The following is a 16,506-nucleotide window of genomic DNA, read 5'->3' as shown; positions in this document are numbered from 1 at the left end:
CGAACCCCGCATTGCGCGGGGTTTTTCATTTCAATACCCAACGCGCGCGCAGCCCTTCCGTACCACAAAGTAGTATTTTTGGACTATTACCGTATTGACATAGGCTATTTGTACTATGTAGTTCTTCTCCTATCAACCGATGGAGGATTGAATGCAAGACATTACTCACACCGCCCGCCAGATCGTCGGATCACCGGAACACTACCTGCACGATACCGCCCTGTTCACCCAGGCATGGGCCGCCATGAAGGCCGCCCGCGGACAAGGCTTTGACCCGGCACGCCTGCGCGCGGCTCATCTGATCGACCGCCCGGAACCCGCACCCGAGCCGACAGACCAAACCCTTGCGCGCGTCGGAGCCAAGGTGCGCGCCCTCATCGCAGAGAAGAATATACCGGTGCAGCGCCGCAATGCAGCCTGACGCACAGGCCGCTTCCGCCACCCACGGAGCCACGGCTGAAACCGGCAACACCGGCCGGGCGAACCCAAGGGCACCACCCCACCCATAATAGCCGAAAGCGGCGCGTGACGGAGGATTGACGCGCCGCTTTTCATTGAGGTTTCGCGCCCGTCTTGCGGCGCGGATCAGCGCGGGCGGCGCAATCCTCCAACCCATCCGCTGCCCGCGCACAAATGATCAGGATCCCGCATGCAGATGCATTCCACATTGACCGCCGCCCGACCCTGCACCCCGCAGGAGCTTTATACCGCCGAACGCGCTATGCGCTCCCGATGCCGCTTCGGCCAAGCGATGCTGCTGCAGGAGTTGGGCGGCAAGATCACCCCGGGCAGCACCGATCCCGGCGACCGCTTCGATTTCGAAGCCACGCGCTGGTATGTGACCCTGCTGGGCGTTTCCGCCTCCGGGGATGGCATGCCGGCTGCCCTGGACGCGTGGATGCGAGCCGCGCAAGTCCACCACACCCTCGACGGCACCCGCCGCGCCACCGATGGCCGCCCGGATTGCCCGTACAACGGCGCGGCTCCGCTGCCACCCGCAGACACGCAAGTTGCCGAGGCCATCTGAAACCTGCGCCTCAGCAGACTGGCCGGGGGCACGTCCCGAACCACCCCCGGCCCTTTTCCAGAAACCGAACCCCGCCAGATCCGCCGGGCGCGGCAAAGTCCACCACTCACGAAGCCGCGCCGCGCCCGCCCTGCAGAAAGGCAAGCCAATGCCCACGGAACAGAAAAAGCGCTTTGAGGATCTGCCGCCGTCGACGCAGGCAGGCATCCTCTGCAATGACCCGCGGTTTCAGACCTTCGCAGCCCAACGCTGCGGCTACCCGGATAAGCAGCTAACCCAAGGCGGCGCGGCGGAATACGTCCGCCAGGTCTGCAAGGTCACCAGCCGCTGCGAGCTGCTGCACGACCAAACCGCCGCCGACCGTTTCCAGGCCCTGCGCACCGAATTCGACGCATGGACCGGCAAACTCGCAACCCCGCGCCCTTAACCCGAACCAACAGAGGACACGACATGCCCTTGCCCAACCACACAATCAACTTCCTCGAATTCCTTCAGTCATTCCGCCGCGGCCAGCTCCTGCATGAAGCTGACGAACACCTTGAGAAGGTAATCAGCGCGATGGCCGAAACTGGTGGCGATGGTGAAATCACAATCAAGCTGCCCTTCAAGCGGAACAAGGCGGGCCAGATCGAATGCACGCCCAAGATCAGCTCCAAAACACCGCACCGGCAGATGGGCACCGGCATCTATTTCGCGGACGACGAAGGCCGCCTCAGCCGCCGCGATCCGAACCAAATGGACATTGAAGACGAAATTGAGCGACGGCGCCCTGCCGCCGCTGAATGATCCCCTGCAACTGAAGGAACAGACAATGCAGAACACCGACGCGAACCTGCCCAAACAAGCAATGGACACAGCGATTGAAGCCGCCCGGCTGGCGAACCCGGTAATTACCGGCCCTGACGGACGGCAGCACGCCTTCATCCCCGAGGGCTTCGACCTCAAGGATATTTCCGACCCGAACCGCCTGCCCGAGCACATCAGCCAGGCCGTTATCCTCGACGACCGGGAATCCCTGACCAACTACGTCAACCGGTTCAGCGATGGCCGATCGATCCTGATCGCGGACTATGACGCCGGGCTGATCCGTGCGCACCTGGACTGGCACAATGACAACAGCACCGACCTGCAGCGCCAGCACGCATCTCACACAGCAACGCTGAAATTGCGCAACAGCGAGGAATACGACCGCTGGAACAAGATGGAAGGCGAAATGCATTCTCAGGAGGCATTCGCCCTGTTCATCGAAGAGAACGTTGCAGATATCAGCGACCCGGATCATTCAGTGATGCTGGAAATCTGCCGCGACCTCGAAGCCACCCAGGACGTTTCTTTCAAGAGCGGCATCCGGCTGGAAAACGGCGACCGCACCTTCGTCTACGAGGATGAAACCAAGGTCAAAGGCGACATGACGGTGCCCACGGAAATCGGCCTTTGCATCCCGCTCTATCAGGGCGAGGAACCGGCCGATATTCGCGCCAAGTTCCGCTTCCGGCCCACCGCCAGCGGCCTGATGCTGGGCTTCCGCTGGCACCGCGTCGAATACATGCGCCAGGCCACCTTTGCTGCGATGGCCCATCAGACAGCCGAGAACACCGGCCGCCCCTATTACTTCGGCCGCACGTCCTAACCCCATCGAGTTTCTCTTTCTGCCCCCTCATCGATCGAGGGGGCATCGACGGAAATCAGGAGGCGAATTTCGTGGCCACAGCAAACCCAATCCTAGCGCGCGAAAGCACAGCAGCTAAGATGCTGGATATGCCGCTTAAGGAATTCCGCGCTCTGGTGGCAGCGGGCAGCCTGCCCAAGCCGGTCAAGATCGGCGGCAAGGTTGAACGCTGGTCCGTGAAACAGCTTGAAGCGATTAGCTCAGGCGCCATGCTGAGTGAAGATTTCGAATGGTAAAGAAGAACTCAAAACCCTACTTGGCCCGCATCGCGCGCGGCGGAAAAGACTACTGGTATTTTCGGAAGGGAAAGACCCTGATCCGCCTGCCCGACGATCCTGACAGCGAGGAATTTGACCGGGAGTATTGGACCATCAGGTCCGGCCAGCACCAGGGGACTGTCAAAACCACCTTTGACGCTGTGATTACCAGTTACTACCAGACACCGCGCTTCAAAGGGCTGAAAGCCAGCACCAAAGCCGAGTACCGCCGCACGCTGGAACTGCTCCGCGAAAAGAACGGTCCAAAGGACTTCACCAAACTGCGCCGCAAGCACGTTATCGCAGCACGGGACAAGTATGCAGACCAATGGCGCAAGGCAAATGCCATGATCGAACAGCTTTCAATTCTGGCCCGTCACGCGATTGATCTGGAATGGATCACCGCCAACCCTGCCCAGGGCGTCGAGAAACTCAAAGGCGGCAGCTATGAAGCCTGGCCGGAACCAAAGCTGGCGGCATTTGAGCGCTACTGCGAGCAGCATGGCCTGACGATTGAGCGCGCGATCTATGAACTCTGCATCGGCACCGGACAGCGCATCGGCGATGTGGTTGCCATGGAATGGGCGCACTTCCAGGGCGGCTATATGGACGTTGTGCAGGAGAAAACCGGCGCCCGGCTTTCAATCTTCTGCCCGGAGCGGCTGCAATCCTTCCTAGAGCTCCTGCCGCGCACTGGGAAACACATCCTGGCCAAAAACCTGACCCAGCACCTCAGCAAAAGGCGCGCTCAGAGCCTTGTGGCCGAGGTCCGCAAGAAGATCGAGGCCGAGGACTTTGTTATCCACGGCTGGCGCTACACCGCCGCGAAAGAGCTGGCAGAGGCCGGTTGTTCCGACACAGAAATTCAGTCTGTGACCGGCCACAAGTCGTTGGAGATGGTCAAAAAGTACCGCCAGCAAGCCAGGCAAAAGCAGCTGTCCAAAACGGCCCAGCTGCGCCGGAACAGAACAAAAACGGAATAAGAACAGAACCAAGAGTGTAAAACGAAGTGTAAAACGCTCTGGTTCACCCGCCGCATTCCGCGCGATACAACCCAAGTTATTCTTTTAAAATCAAGATGGTGCGGGTGAAGGGACTTGAACCCCCACGCCTTGCGGCGCCAGAACCTAAATCTGGTGCGTCTACCAATTCCGCCACACCCGCACGTGCGCCGGGTCAGGCCCGCCGCGTGACGCGCTGAATAGCAAAGCTTGGCGGGGGATGCGAGAGGAAAACGCGGCCCGGATGCCGATGTGCAGATCGGCAACAATCCGTCCGCATAATTGCAACAATGAGCGGATTTTTGCCGCGAAAGGCTGGGCCTGGAATCCGGTTCTGCCGTAGCTTGGCAAAAAAGTCTGAGGCAGACAAAGCGAGCAATAATATGAAACCGTTTGGAAATGCGGCCCTGCGCGCGCAACTGGCGGCGCGCGGCCAGACGCAGCCCCGGCGCCTGTTTCAAGGCAGCCAGAACATCAGCCTGCTGCGCGGAACCATCGTGCTGACCCGGGAGGGCGAGCGTCCCGCAGAAGACATCAAAGCAGGCGACAGCCTGATCACCCGCACCCAAGGCATGGCCCAGGTCGAAGCCGTGCGAACCCGCCGTGCCATGCTGCAGGCAGTTTGCATCACCGCCGGGTCATTGGGCGACACCCGGTGTGAAGATGATCTGACCGTGCCCTGGGACCAGCGCATTCTGATCCGCGACTGGCGCGCCAAGGCGATGTTCAGCCAGCCGCAGGCGGTGGTGCCGGCCTATGAGCTGGTGGACGGCGAATTCATCCGCGACCTGGGCCTGCAGATGATGGAGCTGACGGTGCTGGAGTTCTCCCGTCCGCATGTGATCTATGCAGGCGGCCTTGAGCTGGCGGCAGCCGCCGCGCCGCAAGAGAACCTGCGCCCGGCGGCTTGAGCCTGCTTACATCCCAAGCTTGCGGAACACCGCGGGGATCTGCTCCGGCAGGTCCTCGGCAATCAGGCCGGGGCCGAATTCCAGCGCGCATTCGACGTGGAGATAGGCGGCGGTTTCCGCTGCCTGCATCGGGGAGAAGCCGCGCCCCATCAATCCGGTGATGAACCCCGCCAGCACGTCTCCAGATCCGGCTGTGGCAAGCCAGGGCGCGGAGCGCTCGTAATGGGCGGAATTGACTGAGCAGCGCCCGTCCGGCGCGGCGATTACCGTATCCGGCCCCTTGAACAGCACCACGCAGCCCGCGCGCTTCGCCGCCTCGCGGGTGGCGTCCACCTTGGAATAGGCCGGGCCTGAGGTGGCGGGCGAGTTCAGCTTGTCCGCCAGGTCCGGGAACAGTTTGGCGAATTCGCCGCCATGCGGGGTCAGCACACAATTCCCGTGCAGGATCTCAAACAGCGCCTCGGGTTTCAGCTCGAACCTCGTGAGCGCGTCGGCGTCCAGCACGGTGGCGCGATTTTCCTTCAGCACCGCCATCACCAGCGCCTGGGTATCGGCGCCGCGGCCCAGGCCAGGGCCGAGGCAGACCGCATTGAAACGCTTGTCCTCCAGGAGCTCGCTGACCCCATGCGCGCCGTCGATCTGGCGCAGCATGATGGCGGTCAGATTGGCGGCGTTTTCAAACATCGCCGAGCGCGGCGAGCCGACGGTGACCAGCCCAGCCCCGATCCGAAGCGCGCCGCGGGCAGCCAGCCGGGCGGCGCCGGTTTTGCCATGACCGCCAGAGAGGACGAGGGCATGGCCGTGGGTGTACTTATGCCCCGCCGCCTTGCCGCCGGCAGATGGCGCCGCAAGCGTCACCACTTCGCCCGGCACCGCGGGGCTGCCCCTGTCAGCAAGGCCAATGTCCTTCACAACAACTTTGCCGCACCCTTCCGCGCCGACAGACAGGAATTGCCCAAGCTTTGCCCGGTGGAAGCTCACCGTGAGATTTGCCATCACAGCTGCATCGAACGGGTTTTCACCCGCGCACCCCAGGTACAGCCCGCTATCCGCGCAAGCGCCGCTGGGCAAATCGACTGCCACAACCCGCGGGGCCGCGCCACGGCTGGAAGCGGCCTGCCACAGGTTCAGCTCGCTTTGAACCTCGCCGTGATCCAGAAACGGCCGCGCCAGCCCTGTGCCGAAGACCGCATCAACCACCAGATCTGCACCCTCTCCAGCATCAATCACTTCCTCACAAAGCGGCCGCACCGCCCCTATCTCCCGCCACCGCTCATAATTCACCTTCGCATCCGGCGGCAGCTTGGCCGGGTCTCCATAAAGAAACACCTCTACCTCCCAGCCGCGCTCCTTCAGCAGCCGCGCCACCACAAAGCCGTCACCGCCATTGTTGCCCGGCCCGCACAGAACCACCGCCCGGCGCGCCCCTTCATCTTTCCCCAAATACTCCGGGGAGCGCGAGGGGCCGGCCCCTCGCTCTTCTGCCAGCTCCGGCCATTCCTCAAAGATGGCCTCAACCACCCCCTGCCCGGCGCGCTCCATCAGTTCCAGCCCGGTCACCTCGCCGGACTCTATGGCGGCCTGCTCAATGGCCCGCATCTGGGCTGCGGTCAGCAGTTCGGTCATGTTTTGCCCTTCCCCGATTCAATTCTGCGCAATTTCCGGGCGCAGTGCTTAATTTTTGGGCAGTCACGATCAAATCCTGCCCACAATTGCCGCAGCCGCACAGCTGTGCATTGCTGCCTTCATTTAGAAGTGAAATGACACCTCCAACAAGCTTGCGAGGAGCCAAAGCCGATGAAAAAGATCGAAGCCATCATCAAGCCTTTTAAACTGGATGAGGTGAAGGAAGCGTTGCAGGACGTTGGCGTCCAAGGCCTTTCGGTGATCGAGGTGAAGGGCTTTGGCCGTCAGAAAGGCCACACCGAGCTCTACCGCGGCGCCGAATATGTGGTCGACTTCCTGCCCAAGGTGAAGGTCGAGGTTGTGCTGGACGACGATCAGGTCGACCAGGCGATTGAAGCCATTGTCGATGCTGCCAAGACCGACAAGATCGGCGACGGCAAGATCTTTGTCTCGCCCGTCGAGCAAGCGATCCGCATCCGTACCGGCGAGACCGGCCCGGACGCACTCTAAAGACTTCAACGAAAATCCTTACATCTCTACAAAAAGGACCGAGGGAATGAGCGTAGACGCAGTTCTCAAGACACTTAAGGACGAGGACGTCGCCTATGTCGACATCCGCTTCACCGATGTGCGCGGCAAGCTGCAGCACGTGACCGTGGATGTGGACCTGGTCGACGAAGACTTCCTGGAAGAAGGCTTCATGTTCGACGGCTCCTCGATCGCCGGCTGGAAGTCGATCGAAAACTCCGACATGAAACTGGTTGCAGACACCGAGTCCGCATACATCGACCCGTTCTATGCGGAAAAGACCCTGTGCCTGCACTGCTCCATCGTGGAGCCGGACACCGGCGAAGCCTATGAGCGTGACCCGCGCGGTACCGCCCAGAAGGCCGAGGCCTACCTGAAGTCCTCCGGCATCGGCGACGTGGCCTATATGGGCCCGGAAGCGGAATTCTTCCTGTTCGACGACGTGCGCTACTCCAACACCATCAACAAGGTGTCCTACGAGGTTGACGCAACCGACGGCTCCTGGAACACCGACGCCGAGTTCGAAATGGGCAACATGGGCCACCGCCCGGGCCTGAAGGGCGGCTACTTCCCGGTCAACCCGACCGACGAAGCGCAGGACCTGCGGTCTGAGATGCTGTCGACCATGAAGCGCCTGGGCATGAAGGTGGACAAGCACCACCACGAAGTGGCCTCCTGCCAGCACGAGCTGGGCCTGATCTTTGACTCGCTGACCAAACAGGCCGACGAGCTGCAGAAATACAAATACGTGATTCACAACGTGGCGCACGCTTACGGCAAATCGGCAACCTTCATGCCGAAGCCGATCTATGGCGACAACGGTTCCGGCATGCACGTGAACATGTCGATCTGGAAAGACGGCAAGCCGCTGTTTGCAGGCGACAAATATGCCGACCTCAGCCAGGAAGCGCTGTACTTCATCGGCGGTATCCTGAAGCATGCCAAGACGCTGAATGCCTTCACCAACCCGTCCACCAACTCCTACAAGCGCCTGATCCCGGGCTTCGAGGCACCGGTTCTGCGCGCCTACTCCGCCCGCAACCGCTCCGGCTGTGTGCGTATTCCGTGGACCGAAAGCCCGAAAGCCAAGCGCGTCGAGGCCCGCTTCCCCGATCCGGCGGCGAACCCCTACCTGTGCTTTGCAGCACTGCTGATGGCCGGTCTGGACGGCATCCGCAACAAGATCGATCCGGGCGAAGCCATGGACAAGAACCTGTACGATCTGCCGGCCGAAGAGCTGGAAGGCATCCCGACCGTCTGCGGCTCGCTGCGTGAAGCCGTCGACGCGCTGGCCGCCGACCACGACTTCCTGCTGCAGGGCGACGTGTTCACCAAGGACCAGATCGACGGCTACATCGAGCTGAAGATGGAAGAGGTCCACAAGTACGAGCACACCCCGCACCCGGTTGAGTTCGGCATGTACTACAGCTGCTAAGCCGCTGAAATTACAAAGGAAGAGGCGCCCCAAGGGGCGCCTTTTTCTGTCTGTGCCGCTGGGATACGGCGGATCACCGCATCAGCCGGCCAGACGCAGGCTGCCGCCAGCGTCCCCGTCTCCGGCGGCAATCGGGCCGGCTGTCTGCCCGACATCGAAGGATCTGACCAGGTCAGCAAGCGACTGCGCATCCTGGCGCATTGTCACCGTGGCGGCCGTCGTCTGCTCAACCATGGCCGCGTTCTGCTGGGTGACCCCGTCCAGATGCGAAACCCCTGTGTTGATCTCAGTCAGTCCGGTGGTCTGCTCGCCCGCCGAGGCCGAGACCGACGCCGACAATTCCGACACTTTCTTTACGTCAGTCACAATCCGGTTCAGCACCTCGCCTGCCCGGTCCACCAGCGAAACGCCCTTGTCCACGTGGCCTGAGCTGATATTGATCAGTTCCTTGATCTCCTTGGCCGATACAGCGGCGCGCTGCGCAAGCCCGCGCACCTCAGAAGCGACAACCGCAAAGCCGCGCCCCGCTTCGCCCGCACGGGCGGCCTCGACCCCGGCGTTCAGCGCCAGCAGGTTGGTCTGGAAGGAAATGTCGTCAATCACACCGATGATCTGTGAAATTCTTTCCGAGGAGTCGGCGATTTCCTTCATCTTTTTCACCGCATCGGTCACCACGGAAAAGCCGTCTTCTGCGCAGGCTTGCGCGGTGGCGGCCACGCTGCTGGTTTCCTGGGTCGCGTCGGCCGACGTCCGCATGCTGGCGGTTATCTCCTCAACGGCCGCCGCTGTCTGCTCGAGCGTTGCGGCCTGGGTTTCGGTCCGCTGGGACAATTCCTGCGCAGCGTCGGAAATTTCGCCGGCTGTGCTGTTCAGGCCCGTGGCCGAGTCCTGGATGCTGCCAATTACGCCTGCCAGGCTTCCCATCAGCCGGTTGAAGGTCACCCGCACCTGATCATAACGCTGGGGATAATCGCTCTCGCCGGGCGCTGGGATCTTCTGGGACAGATCACGGGCCTCCATCCGCTCGATCCCGGCAGTGATATAGTCAAAGGCTGTGTCCTGTTCGGCGCGCTGCGCCGCAAAATAGGCGTCGATGACGAAATAGGTATCCAGCGCAAAGACGCGGTTCAGAGCCCCCAGCATCGCAAACAGCTTGCGCCGCCCACCGGGGGTTACTACGGCGCCGAACTTTTCGCCGAGAACCTGCTGGATATGCGATGTTGCCCGTGAATAGGCAGACAGGTACAGCTCGAAGGGAAGCTGGATCTTAAAATGAACACTTCCGACGCGTTCGGCCGAAGCGAAATACTCCTCCGGGAAGTCGCCCCGCAGCAGAAGTTCCCAATGCCGCTTTTGCGCGGTTCTGGCATGGGTAAGGATCTGCTCGTCGGGAAAGAACTTGCTGGCTTCGCTGTCAGCCCGGGCAAAATCATAGAATTTGTCGAGGATTACATCGAAGTAAGGCACTAGCATTTTGCTCGCGCGTGCCAGGTCTTTCTGATGGTCTCCATCAAGCGCAAATTTTGAGATGATGCGCTGGTAATCAGTTTTACTCATCTTCCGAACTCCAAACAACCTGCTCTGGGCGGCAGGCGTTTAAACGGTGACATTCAGGAATTAAGATCTTTTTACGCAGGCTTTACTGTAGGGTTTTGAAGGACTTGTACCTCCTGCGGCAATCCGCCCAAGTGCATCTTTCAGCCGCATAAGGGGATGATTCGCCTTGATCGCGATTGTCTTATGCTATAGCCGGGCCCGCTCCGGTTTGCGTACAGGATCTCCCTCATGACCGCCCCCAGCACTCTTGGTATCGACTTCGGCACCTCCAACTCCGCAGCCGGCATCGCCGTCGCAGGGCGCCCTTGGCTGGTGGAGATGGAACCTGGCGAACAGACCTTGCCCACAGCGGTGTTCTTCGCAGAGGACTCCCGGCAGATGCGGATCGGCCACAGCGCCACGCGAGCGCTGATCAGCGGCGAGGAAGGCCGGTTCATGCGCGCGCTCAAGAGCCTTCTCGGCACTTCCCTGTTGCATGAGGAGCGGCGGCTGGGCGGCGAGCGGATCAGCTTTGCCACGATCATCGCCCGTTTCCTGGCAGAGTTGAAACGGCGCGCCGAGGCGGCCACCCGCATGCAGTTCACCCATGCGCTGTCCGGGCGGCCGGTGCGGTTCCACTCCAAAAGTGCAGACCGAGATGCACAGGCGGAAAAGGACCTGCGCGCCTGCTATCTTGAGGCCGGTTTTGAAGACGTGATGTTCATGTACGAACCCGAAGCCGCCCTGCGCGCCGCTGCCCCATCGCCGGGGCTGGGGCTGATCGTCGACATCGGCGGCGGCACGTCAGACTTTACCGCGTTCGAGCTGGACGCGGATGGCTCGGCTCGTATCCTGGCCTCGCACGGGGTTCGTCTGGGCGGCACCGATTTCGACAGGCAGCTGAGCATTCATCATGTGATGCCGCTCTTGGGGCGCGGCAGCCAGATCCGCAACACCTTCGGCGGCGGCAGCCTGCCCGCGCCGAACCGGCTGTTCAACGATCTGGCCACCTGGCAGCTGATCCCCTTCCTTTACAGTCCCGAAAACCGCCGCGCCGCGCAGGACCTGGCCGCAAATGCGGTTGAGCCCGAAAAGCTCGCCCGGCTGGTGGCCGTGCTGGAAGATGAGCTGGGGCACGAACTGGCTTTTGCGGTGGAGCGCGGCAAGATCCGCGCCAATGGCGCTGAGAACACGGCAGCAATCGACCTCAAGTTATTGCAGCGCGGATTGTCGGTTCCGATGCCCGCCGAGGACATGAACCAAACGCTGGCGGAACAGACCCGGTCCATCGGCCTCTGTGCCGCAGAAACCCTGGATCAGTCAGGTCTCAAGGGGGCGCAAGTTGACCGGATTGTCATGGTCGGCGGCTCTTCGCTGCTGGCGGCGGTGCAGGCTGAGATGCGGTCTTTGTGTCCAAATGCGCGTGTCGAGACGGAAAATGCCATGACAGCGGTTGCCGACGGTCTGGCACTGGCAGCGGGGACGGCCTTTACCTAGGCGGATGGGAACCAATCGCAGGATTTCCCGTTAGACATGGGCCACAGTCACGCTAGGCTGCAGGAACACGAGTCACATTTCGAGAGTTCTATTCATGCGCCGGCTGATTGCCCCTGCCCTGATTTCCGCCTTTCTTGCTTCTCCCGCCGTGGCTGCGACCTGCGGCAATACCTCTGCCGGGTTTGATGCCTGGAAACAGGCGTTCAGCCGCGAGGCCAAACGTGCCGGGGTGCGTAAAGCCGGGCTGCAAGCACTGGCAAATGCGCAATACGCCCGCCGCACCATCGCCGCCGACCGCAACCAGAAGAGTTTCAAATACTCTTTGGAGAAGTTCATGCAGGTCCGCGGCTCTGCCACCATCGTGGCGCAGGGCCGCAAGCGCAAGGCGCGCAATCCCGACTTCTACGCCGCACTGGAACGAAAGTACGGCGTGCCCGCGGGTGTGCTGATTGCCATCCACGGTATGGAGACAGCCTTTGGCAATTACATGGGCGACAGCCAGGTGGTCTCAGCAATCGTGACGCTGACCTACGACTGCCGCCGCTCCGATTTCTTCCGCCCGCATGCGCTGGGGGCGCTGAAGCTGGTGGATCAGGGTGCCATCACCCCTGGCACGCTTGGTGCCAAGCACGGCGAGCTGGGCCACACCCAGTTTCTTCCCGGCAATGCCCTGCAATACGGCCAGGACTGGGACGGCAACGGCCGGGTGGATTTCTACAACATGGGTGATGCCCTGGCCTCCACCGCCTATTACCTGCGCAAGAAGGGCTGGAAGCCCGGCAAAGGCTATCAGCCAGGCGAGCCGAATTACCCCGTTCTTAAGCAATGGAACGCCGCCACTGTTTATCAGCAATCGCTGGCGATCATGGGACGCCAGATCGACGGCTGACCGCGGCAGCGATCGTTTATCGCTGCACTTGCCGCCGTCCCCGGCGCGGGCGGGAGGCGCAGTTGTAAATCACGCCAGGAACAGTGCAGGCAATTCCCGCTTCATTGTAAGCTCTAGGGCATCAATGTGTTCCGCAGATGCCACAGTTGAGCCGCATTTGGGGTCCTATTTTCAGCAGGACCAGTGTTAAACCGTTTAGATTCAGAAACTTAAGAACTGCCTCATTTGCCCTTTTTCTGTTTGCACAGTTTCCCGCACGGCCTAATCTTCTGCCCCACTTTGAACCCCTTCAATTTTTATTCTTCTTTTATCGGCACCCTGAATGGAGGATCCGGACGGTGGCAAAGAACGTGCAATTTACGGGCAGGCTTGGGCTGGAAAGCCGCGATCAAGAAACCCTTTCCGCTGCGGTTTCCGCGGTGGTGGACACGCTCGAAGACTTTGGCCATTCCGCGGAAACCATCGAGGCCCGCGCCGAGAATGCCGCCCGGCTGCAATGCGATCATTACTTTGTCACTGTACGCCTGCGCCGGGTTCCGCTGCGGCGCTCCAGCCGTCTCACCGGAAGCATGCTGCAGCCCTCGGCACTGCTGGAAGTGTCGCTGTCCCCGGTTCATCCGGAGCATTGCGACCGCGAGATCACCGAGATGCTGCTGGCTGAGGTACTGCGGCGGCTGCTTTCCGCTGTCGAAGCCACCTCCGTCGAGTGGCTTGATACTGAGGTCGCTTTGACCTGCGACCAGTTCCTGAGCGTGTTCGCACCTCAACCCGCGGTATCCGGCCAGGCAGAAACCTCTGTTGAAACCAGCCAGCCAAGGCAGCCGCGACCAGAGCGTCCCCGCGGCCGCGCTTGCTTTGCACCGGTAGACCAAGCCGCGCTTGCGCTTGAGGCCCACTGCGAACGCGCTTTTCAAGATGCAGTAAACCGTGCAGCAGGACCCGGTGCCTCGGCCGCAGCCGAACGAGCACGCGCCCGAAGCCGCAGGCCGCTGCAGGCCGGACCGCAGCCAAGCGGCTGGAGCAGCCAGTTGCAGGTCCCGGCTCTGGCCGCTTTCAGCATCGCGCCGCGCCGCCGGCTGCGTTTTGTCAGCCATCTGCTTCTGCTGGCCGCTCTGTTCTTGTTCCTGGACAGCGCAGGCATGGTGCAGGCCGCACGCCCGCTGTTCCCCTAAGGCCGCGCCGCAGGGTCCTCTTGACGGGGACCCCACTGGCGCATCACATCCGCCCGCGCAAGCACGTGGGTGTGGATGGCAAACACCACAGCACGGGTCTGCGGCAGCCGCAGGATCACCTGCTTTTCGCTTCGCAGATACCAGGCCCTGCTGGCGTCCGGTTTTTCACGCGGAGCGTACTGGCTGCGCGGCTGGTATAGCGCCGGGTCCCGGTACCACAGCGCGTTGAACCGCCACAGCGGCAGGCCCGCCTGCACCCCGTCAAACAACCGCTGTACCCGCGCAGCGATGCCCGCGTCATAGCTGTCCACCGGCACATGAATGCCGGTCAATGGCCGCATGAATTTCTCCGCCAGCGTCCAGCTTGCCGGAAAACACAAAACCGCACCGGTCAGAACATGTTCCTCCGCCCCGTCCGGTTTCTGCAGGATGCAGAAATCCTGCTGCGCTATCCGGCCCAAGGTTCCCAAGGGATCCTCCCAGTCGACCGCGACCCGCACGCCATCCAGCCGCAGCGCTGCATCTTCAGCCCCGGAATCCATCGCATCCAGCGCCATCTGCAGCAGCTCTTGCGCCGCTGCCATCGCGCTGGCGTCCAGCCGCAGGACCTCGTCCCGCCGGGTGGACAGCAGCCGCTCCCGCTCTGCCATCTGGCCTGCATAGGCATCATCCGCCGCCAGCCAGCCATCAGGCGCAAGCGGCTGAATGCCGGGGAGTTTCTTCTCCTCCAGCGGGTTGTAGGGAATGGTCTTCTGCAGAATCGCTTTCATCCTTCTGCGATAGCATTCCAACCGCCGGGAATCAGCCGCAACGTTGCATCTTAGGTCAGAAACGACCGGAAAACCCGTCGCTTTCTGCCGCGATTCCCCCGGCCGCAGGCGGCACATTGGACAGGACTGTGCAGCGACGGAGGCCACGCATGAACGAGCACTACCGCGACATCCGCAAAATCGACCCAACTCGCGGTGACAGGCTGGGCGACAACACCCCGAACGACAACGACCGTGTCGAGATCGGCCCGACCCGGCTGGCTTTCGGCGAATGGGCAGAGGCCGGGCTGCAGTTGCCGGACCTGCAGGCCATGCGCAGATTCCGCTGGGAGCGGCTGACCCGTTTCATCAACGACCGCGGCTATGGCGGCCTTCTGGTGTTCGACCCGCTCAATATCCGCTATGCGACCAACTCCACCAACATGCAGCTGTGGAACACCCACAACCCGTTCCGCGCCCTGCTGATCTGCGCCGATGGCTACATGGTGCTGTGGGATTACAAGCAGTCGCCTTTCTTGAGCGAATTCAACCCGCTGGTGCGGGAACAGCGCGCGGGCGCGGACCTGTTCTATTTTGACCGCGGCGACAAGATCGACGTGGCCGCCGATAAGTTCTCCAACGAGGTGCGCATCCTGCTGGAGGAGCACAGCGGCAGCAACAAGCGGCTGGCGGTCGACAAGGTGATGCTGCACGGGCTCCGGGCGCTGGAAGCACAGGGGCTGGAGATCTTCCCCGGCGAAGAGCTGACCGAGAAATGCCGCGCGGTGAAAGGCCCGGACGAGATTCTGGCGATGCGATGCGCCCACCACGCCTGCGAAACCGCAGTGGCGGCGATGGAAACGTTCGCCCGTGAGCAGATCCCGGGCGGCAATATCTCCGAGGATGACGTCTGGGCGGTACTGCACGCGGAAAACATCCGCCGCGGCGGCGAATGGATAGAAACCCGCCTTCTCGCCTCTGGTCCGCGCACCAACCCCTGGTTCCAGGAATGCGGGCCGCGCATCATCAAAAACAACGAAATGATCAGCTTCGACACCGATCTGGTCGGCTCCTACGGGATTTGCATCGACATCTCCCGCAGCTGGTGGATCGGCGACCGGAAACCGCGCCCCGACATGATCTATGCCATGCAGCACGGGCTGGAGCACATCCGGTACAACATGGAAATGCTGAAACCGGGTGTGAACATCCAGGAGCTCTCCAAGGGCTGCCACGCGCTGGACGCAGAGTTCCAGAAACAGAAATACGGCTGCATGATGCACGGCGTCGGCCTCTGCGATGAGTGGCCGCTGGTCGCCTATCCGGACCAGATGGTCGAGGGCGCCTTTGACTATGTGCTTGAGCCGGGCATGGTGCTTTGTGTCGAAGCGCTGGTGTCGCCCGAGGGCGGCGACTTCTCGATCAAACTGGAAGACCAGGTGCTGATCACCGAGGACGGCTATGAGAACCTGACCACCTACCCGTTCGACAAGGCACTGCTGGGAGAAGCGTAACGCCCAAATGCCGGTCCCTCCCGCAAGGAGGGGCCGGGACAGCCTGCGGCGCCGTCAGGCGCCACGCCTTAACAATAGCGGCTCAGGAACCGCGCCAGCTTCTCCCGCAGGACCAGCACACCGGGCGAATCGGTTACCTCTTCCAGCTGATCCAGCGGCACCCAGGCCAGGGCGTGGGATTCATCGCTGGCAGCGATCTCCCCCGCCGCGGCCTGAAACAGGTATCGCACATCGTAATGCAGATGCGCGCAGTCGCGGGTACTTGCAGGGATCCCGTGGATATCGACATCGAACACCTGCGTGGACAAGAGCCTGATCCGCGACAGACCGCTTTCCTCATAGGCTTCCTTCAGCGCCACGAAGGGCACGTCGGCAATGCCGTCGCAATGGCCGCCCAGCTGGAGCCAGCGGTTAAGCTTCTTGTGATGGGTCAGCAGCACGCTCTTCCTGTCAGGCGACAGCACAAAAGCGGATCCGGTCACGTGGCCGGTTTCCGGATTGCGGCCGAAGGCCTGGCGTTCGCTGGCGCAGAAGTCCGCCAACCGCTGCCACATCTGCCGGTCCCGCCCGCACTGCGGCCTGAAACATCCGATGCCCTCTATGGTACTGCTGCTCATCTGGCTTCACCTTCCCGTGACGTTGGGGGCTGCTGCCTTGTTCAGGCCACGTTGCGCGCTCAATCTATGCGGATCACC

18 protein-coding genes and 1 tRNA gene are annotated in these 16,506 nt (G+C 61.8%); 14 read left to right on the top strand and 5 right to left on the bottom strand.

Going from position 1 to position 16,506, the window contains the following annotated elements; genetic code table 11:
- Window positions 1-151 precede the first annotated feature (151 nt).
- The 7 genes from ACXAED_RS17115 to ACXAED_RS17085 all read left to right on the top strand — a co-directional run bounded on the left by ACXAED_RS17115 (window position 152) and on the right by ACXAED_RS17085 (window position 3,936).
- Entirely contained in the window at window positions 152-421 is a 270-nt protein-coding gene (locus tag ACXAED_RS17115; protein WP_475051693.1) for a hypothetical protein, read from the top strand.
- A gap of 228 nt (window positions 422-649) precedes the next feature.
- Window positions 650-1,027, top strand: coding sequence for a hypothetical protein (locus tag ACXAED_RS17110; RefSeq protein WP_475051692.1), 378 nt, complete (start codon window positions 650-652; stop codon window positions 1,025-1,027).
- Window positions 1,028-1,175: 148 nt separating this feature from the next.
- Window positions 1,176-1,454 (top strand): hypothetical protein, encoded by a 279-nt coding sequence (locus ACXAED_RS17105; RefSeq protein ID WP_475051690.1) that lies wholly within the window; start codon window positions 1,176-1,178, stop codon window positions 1,452-1,454.
- 23 nt (window positions 1,455-1,477) lie between these two features.
- The gene (locus ACXAED_RS17100; RefSeq protein ID WP_260003764.1) at window positions 1,478-1,813 is read left to right on the top strand and encodes a hypothetical protein; all 336 of its coding nucleotides are present in this window, start codon (window positions 1,478-1,480) and stop codon (window positions 1,811-1,813) included.
- Window positions 1,814-1,838: 25 nt separating this feature from the next.
- Window positions 1,839-2,657, top strand: a complete 819-nt coding sequence (locus tag ACXAED_RS17095) for a YfdQ family protein (RefSeq protein ID WP_260003763.1) — start codon at window positions 1,839-1,841, stop codon at window positions 2,655-2,657.
- 71 nt (window positions 2,658-2,728) lie between these two features.
- Window positions 2,729-2,932, top strand: a complete 204-nt coding sequence (locus tag ACXAED_RS17090; protein ID WP_141890462.1) for a helix-turn-helix transcriptional regulator — start codon at window positions 2,729-2,731, stop codon at window positions 2,930-2,932.
- Window positions 2,926-3,936, top strand: coding sequence for a site-specific integrase (locus ACXAED_RS17085; protein WP_475051689.1), 1,011 nt, complete (start codon window positions 2,926-2,928; stop codon window positions 3,934-3,936). Before ACXAED_RS17090 ends, ACXAED_RS17085 begins: the two co-directional genes overlap by 7 nt.
- Window positions 3,937-4,032: 96 nt before the next feature.
- Here ACXAED_RS17085 and ACXAED_RS17080 read toward each other — a convergent pair.
- Window positions 4,033-4,117: transfer RNA gene (locus ACXAED_RS17080), tRNA-Leu, on the bottom strand.
- A gap of 220 nt (window positions 4,118-4,337) precedes the next feature.
- Here ACXAED_RS17080 and ACXAED_RS17075 point away from each other — a divergent pair.
- The gene (locus ACXAED_RS17075) at window positions 4,338-4,865 is read left to right on the top strand and encodes a Hint domain-containing protein (protein WP_475051688.1); all 528 of its coding nucleotides are present in this window, start codon (window positions 4,338-4,340) and stop codon (window positions 4,863-4,865) included.
- 6 nt (window positions 4,866-4,871) lie between these two features.
- On the opposite strand, the gene ACXAED_RS17070 is transcribed toward ACXAED_RS17075, so the two are convergent.
- The gene (locus ACXAED_RS17070; protein WP_475051686.1) at window positions 4,872-6,491 is read right to left on the bottom strand and encodes an NAD(P)H-hydrate dehydratase; all 1,620 of its coding nucleotides are present in this window, start codon (window positions 6,489-6,491) and stop codon (window positions 4,872-4,874) included.
- 171 nt (window positions 6,492-6,662) lie between these two features.
- On the opposite strand from ACXAED_RS17070, the gene ACXAED_RS17065 reads away from it, so the two are divergent.
- Window positions 6,663-7,001 (top strand): P-II family nitrogen regulator, encoded by a 339-nt coding sequence (locus ACXAED_RS17065; RefSeq protein WP_008554830.1) that lies wholly within the window; start codon window positions 6,663-6,665, stop codon window positions 6,999-7,001.
- A 46-nt stretch (window positions 7,002-7,047) separates the two neighbouring features.
- Complete coding sequence (gene glnA / locus ACXAED_RS17060; protein ID WP_475051684.1) at window positions 7,048-8,454, top strand: type I glutamate--ammonia ligase; 1,407 nt, start codon at window positions 7,048-7,050, stop codon at window positions 8,452-8,454.
- A gap of 81 nt (window positions 8,455-8,535) precedes the next feature.
- Here glnA and ACXAED_RS17055 read toward each other — a convergent pair whose 3' ends face one another.
- The gene (locus tag ACXAED_RS17055; protein WP_475051683.1) at window positions 8,536-10,011 is read right to left on the bottom strand and encodes a methyl-accepting chemotaxis protein; all 1,476 of its coding nucleotides are present in this window, start codon (window positions 10,009-10,011) and stop codon (window positions 8,536-8,538) included.
- 228 nt (window positions 10,012-10,239) lie between these two features.
- Here ACXAED_RS17055 and ACXAED_RS17050 point away from each other — a divergent pair, with 228 nt between their 5' ends.
- The 3 genes from ACXAED_RS17050 to ACXAED_RS17040 all read left to right on the top strand — a co-directional run bounded on the left by ACXAED_RS17050 (window position 10,240) and on the right by ACXAED_RS17040 (window position 13,548).
- Window positions 10,240-11,487: an Hsp70 family protein gene (locus tag ACXAED_RS17050; protein ID WP_475051682.1), complete on the top strand. Its 1,248-nt coding sequence runs from the start codon at window positions 10,240-10,242 to the stop codon at window positions 11,485-11,487.
- Window positions 11,488-11,581: 94 nt separating this feature from the next.
- Window positions 11,582-12,376 (top strand): lytic murein transglycosylase, encoded by a 795-nt coding sequence (locus ACXAED_RS17045; protein WP_475051680.1) that lies wholly within the window; start codon window positions 11,582-11,584, stop codon window positions 12,374-12,376.
- 137 nt (window positions 12,377-12,513) lie between these two features.
- Window positions 12,514-13,548 (top strand): hypothetical protein, encoded by a 1,035-nt coding sequence (locus tag ACXAED_RS17040; RefSeq protein WP_475051679.1) that lies wholly within the window; start codon window positions 12,514-12,516, stop codon window positions 13,546-13,548.
- On the opposite strand, the gene ACXAED_RS17035 is transcribed toward ACXAED_RS17040, so the two are convergent.
- The gene (locus tag ACXAED_RS17035; protein ID WP_475051678.1) at window positions 13,545-14,318 is read right to left on the bottom strand and encodes a heme-dependent oxidative N-demethylase family protein; all 774 of its coding nucleotides are present in this window, start codon (window positions 14,316-14,318) and stop codon (window positions 13,545-13,547) included. The two genes, ACXAED_RS17040 and ACXAED_RS17035, sit on opposite strands and share 4 nt — an antisense overlap.
- Window positions 14,319-14,467: 149 nt before the next feature.
- Between ACXAED_RS17035 and dddP the strand changes: the two genes are divergently transcribed.
- Window positions 14,468-15,811 carry a dimethylsulfonioproprionate lyase DddP gene (gene dddP / locus ACXAED_RS17030; RefSeq protein ID WP_475051677.1) on the top strand — a complete coding sequence of 448 codons (1,344 nt, stop codon included), beginning with the start codon at window positions 14,468-14,470 and terminating at the stop codon, window positions 15,809-15,811.
- Between the two features lie 68 nt (window positions 15,812-15,879).
- On the opposite strand, the gene ACXAED_RS17025 is transcribed toward dddP, so the two are convergent.
- Window positions 15,880-16,365, bottom strand: a complete 486-nt coding sequence (locus tag ACXAED_RS17025) for an NUDIX hydrolase (protein ID WP_475051676.1) — start codon at window positions 16,363-16,365, stop codon at window positions 15,880-15,882.
- Between the last annotated feature and the right edge of the window lie 141 nt (window positions 16,366-16,506).

It is taken from the genome of Leisingera sp. ABM4_103, assembly GCF_056158685.1.
Note: the sequence above shows the minus strand (reverse complement) of the source record. Positions and strands in the feature narration are given on the sequence as shown.